This is a genomic window from Xenorhabdus sp. PB62.4 (assembly GCF_014467285.1).
In the GTDB taxonomy this organism is placed as follows: Bacteria; Pseudomonadota; Gammaproteobacteria; order Enterobacterales; family Enterobacteriaceae; genus Xenorhabdus.
Genome location: NZ_NKHR01000058.1, coordinates 1 through 4,432, shown reverse-complemented (window position 1 = coordinate 4,432; position 4,432 = coordinate 1). Strand labels below are relative to the sequence as shown.

Annotated in this window: 1 protein-coding gene and 1 pseudogene; both read right to left on the bottom strand. The window is 49.5% G+C overall.

Annotated features, from left to right (window positions below; translation table 11 throughout):
- The coding region (locus tag Xenpb_RS18935) for a SpvB/TcaC N-terminal domain-containing protein (protein ID WP_304952558.1) at positions 1-780 on the bottom strand (780 nt) is incomplete at its 3' end.
- 51 nt (positions 781-831) lie between these two features.
- Positions 832-4,432: pseudogene (locus Xenpb_RS18930) on the bottom strand (toxin); the annotation flags it as partial.

Here is a 4,432-nt window from a genome sequence, read left to right as displayed (position 1 = left end):
ATGGGCAGGCAGCGCCTTATCCAGGGCAAACAGGCTTGTCTGTGGCGTGATATTACCGTAGTTAACCTGTATCAAATAGCGTTGTGCACCGGATAACGGGTGTTGTTCTTTTTCATGTTCATCGCAGCCAGCGTCATCTTCGGCATGGTATTGATAATAAATATGTTCGCCAGTGGGTGTCACGGTCTCTTCGAGTAGCCACTGGGCAATCTGGTTATCATCCGCCGGATTAGCCACCCGGGCGTGGGCATTTTTCCCAAAGAGATGGACTTGTCCATCGGGACTGAACATCATCCAAAAAGGTTTTTGCGTATTATCCTGTTCCGGCTGCCAGTATTCCAGCCGGCTGAAATCCTGAACGAGACGGGACTGATAACGGGTGACCTGCCAGCTCTCACCTAACGTGACGCCCTGCAACTGGTTCGTGGTACGGGTATCCGGCTCGCCCCGTTCATTTGGGGCAACATTCATCACCTCACCCATCGGGCACAAAAAGCTATCGTTGCCCTCATAACGGGGCACGCCATGTGCAGTCCGCAGGCTGATCGCCATGGGAGTACAATGCCACCCGATACCAAAAGCGCCATTACCGCTCCCGCTGCTGTAGGTGAGGGACAAGGCAGGTGCTGTGCCGCGCCCGCTGGAAATCGGCAGCGGTAATGACAGTGAGGCCATTCCGTCGGGACCGCCCCCGGTAAAGGTTTCCCCCATTCCCCGGAGTGTGCCGCCGCCTTTGGGCAGTGACGGGGTCTCCAATTTCAGTGTATCTGAACGTTGCATGTCAAACTCCTTACAGACCCCTATGGGGTCTGTATTTAGCAAATATTAGGATTAAGAAAGAATGGTGTAGCGAATATGCAAGATAATATCGCTGAGTGTCTGTAACATGGCTTTCTGATGGCTGGTTGCATTGAGGAAGCTCAGAACGAGGGCGCCCTTATCATCAATGGCAATGCCTTCAAACGGCAAAAACTTGCCATCATTGAAATCCAGCTGGAACTGACCGCTGTCATTCATGCCACGGGAAATTGCCAGCGCCTTGCAACCACGGGCCAGGCCATTGTTCTCACCGCCATAGGATAAAACCGCCTGAATATCCTGATAGGGGCCTAATAAAGCCGGTAATGTGACGCTGATCTGTTTGATGCGGCGCGTTTTGCCGAGCGAGGCGGGATAATCCTTAAAGATATTCAAATCCGCCAAAGAGAGGGAGGCTTGCAGGGAAGTTTGGGTATCGGCTCCTGTGCCAAATGCCAGTGTATTGAGGCCATTACCGGTATTTCCTGAGCCTTTTTCCACCAGTTCGGTGACTTTCTCTGACAGGTTAAAGCTGTTGCTGGGTAAACCCGCATAAACGGCCGAAAGAGAAACCGTACGCTCCACTTCCAGCGCCCGCTGATCTTGTTTCAGGTGAGCCTCTTCCATCTGTGCCAGATTCAGCATTAAGGCTTCACCCGCCAGCAAACCGGCATACGTTCCCTGCCAGGCGCCCGGTTTAATAAAGCGTGCGGTGCTATCATTGGTTTCCCAGCGGTACGCCATTTCGGCCATCAGGCAGCGGGCCGCCGCCAGATCATAGAACTGGAAGTAAATGGCCGCCAATCGGCCACGCAGCCAGTTATAGAGTGCCTGATTGCTGAATTTGCGTTGCAGGAAGGCCAGTTGTGCCTGTGTCTGCTCCTGCTGGGTTTTCAGGCTGTCTGTTTGCAGAACCGCAGCTTCCCGGCGGATTGTCAGTGAAGTTAACTGGGCCTCGATCTGTTTCAGTTCCGCTTCGGCATTATTGCGCTGGATTTCCCATTCCTGACGGCGGCGGCGATAGGACTCAGACTGGCTGATTTTATCCGCTTCGGTATTCATCACACTGGCGGAAAACTCCATCACATAACCGGTGGCTTCGGCAATCGAGCCCCAACGGCTGCCCCCGACAGCAAAACCAAAAACATTGGGCGCCAGATCCAAAGCCGCTCCCGCCAGCCGGGCGGCCTGAACGGCCGTTGTCATGCCAGAAGCGGCAGCCCGCAGTGACATCGCCTTCTCTTCACCCGCGTTAATATTTTCATCATGCAGTTTGCTGTAACTGTCAAAGCGCGATTGCGCGCCGGCACGGGATTTTTCCAGGACGGTTTTTTCAGCGTCCAGCTCTTCAATCGTCTTGTCCTGAATACGGATAGTGGTCAATATCAATTCTGCCGCCTGATTTTGCAGCAGGGCATTCAGGGCTTCGCCATCCTGCCGTTCAATAATATTCTGCAAAGTTGAACCGAACTGGATTAATTGACCGACCATACTGCGGGCACTGTCCAGCATCTGCGGGAAACGCCATAGCGGGAGGGAGACGTTCGGCAGATTACCGCCGCCCTGTGAAGTGGCCACTGCTGCACTGAGCAGGGCCTTCGGATCAGCGGGGGTGGCAAAGATCGGCAGGGAAAGAGGCTGACCATCGATAGAGAGATTGTGGCGCAGGTTGTACAGGCGCTGCTCCAGTGTCTGCCAGTAACTCATCATCACGTCGTTAATCTGCGGCAGGAACAGACCCGTCAGGCTGTTGGCCGTCCGGGTTTCTGTTGTTGCGTTTTGCCGCAACCGGGTTATGGCCTGGGCGTAGGCTTTTTGCGTGGTGATATCGGCGGCTTTATCCAGACGCGGGTTATCCCAGTCGGAATTGAGCGGCAGATAAGGTTTCTCCCCCAGCAGATGCAGAGCTTGCATATACCACATCTTGGCTTCGTTCAGGGTATCCCGCTCCAGTTGGCGATAGGCATCATCCCCGCGGGCAATCAGCAGATCTAGCACACGCATAAACGTGGAAACCTTATAGTGCATCGGATCGTGCTGGGCAACCGCATCGGGATCGACAGAATCCAGCGGATCACTGTTCCAACGGGTATCTTCCAGTAATGGGCGGACATTCCATTTATAAGTCTGAATTTGGCCGTGGACAATATAACCGGCTGGGCTCCAGACATATTTCAGCCAACGGTGGGTCTCATCAAAGCTCTGTTCATGCAGTAAGCGTTGCGCTACCAGCATAGGGGTGTAGTAGAACAGTTCCCAGAAATAGAGGGCGTTGGCGCCGCTGAAATCCAAGGGTTCGGTGTTCTGTCCTGAGATAACAACACCAACATCCCTGTCAGCACTCCAACCAGATATTTTGGTAAATGTGGTCAATGCAAGAGTGGTGTTACCTACCTTTAATGTACCGGACTGTAACCGACCTTTTTGACATTTCAGGTATACACCTAAGCCTTTCTTTCTGTCATAGGGGAAATTAATTGGATCAGAGAATTCCTTTTCTAAACGGGAAATAGGAACAAATAGAGTAACTTGTTGTTCTGTATCCCCCAATATACCACTCCAGAAAATATGATCTCCCATTTCTATGGATTCGTCAGAACGACCACGATTCAGTATAAAATCAGCCCTACGGTTGCTTCCATGCTTGTTGGCATGATATTTAGGAATAGTTATCGTGATATAGCTTCCACGTCCCAACTGATGTTCCTGAATATTTTGGGTTTCCATACTGAGGATCGTATCGATTCCGGTTGTGGCACGCTCCACTAACTGACGGGCAAACAAGGTATTGAGGCGGATACGGTAAACGCCCCACTGCATATATTGGGCGCCATTGTCATTATGGTACAAGGTTAGAGCGCTATCGACTTTGCGAGTTACCGGGATGCTGAAACTTTCCCAACCTAGTTTGCGACCATCTTCTGCAAAGGCGGTGAAAGTAACATCAATGCTGGCGGAATTATTGACAAAATTTAGTGAAGAAGCGTCGATTTCCAGTTCATTGAACTGATACAACATTTCTTCAAAACTAGGAGCAGGTTGAGAGGAAACATATTTATCGGCGGTGAAAGTCTGTTCTTTAGTGCCTGTCTTTACAGTAACTTTGACTTTAGCCGGGGATATAGCCGTATTAAGTTCTTTTGGATCAGAAACGTCCGTTGCAATACGTTGATCATTAAAACGGTTTTCCAAATAGAGATATTTCCTAAATAAATCAGTATCATTTGTTGTGTCAATAATATAGCCATCTTTATTATCACTGGCTTCTGAATATAATCTCTGGTCCAAACTTTCTAGAAAAACACTGACCTGGCTAATACTATTATCACGATAAAACAATAGCCTCCCTTTGCTGTTATTAGTAACGTTTTCAGCGTATAAATACATGGGGTAGATAATTTTATCATTCGTTGCCCAATATTTATTGACATTTAATTTGCTGTAAAAAATAAATTTATCACCCAGCTTCCCATATTTTTTCATCAAATTGCACTGGTGACGTTTCTGGCCTTCATGCCCATTATGAATAATTCTTAGCTTTGGCGTGATATGAATTTTAAAACCATTTGATACCACTTGATAATCAATAGCCGGAATGTTTCCACCGAATACCATACTGAGATGGTAATCCCCC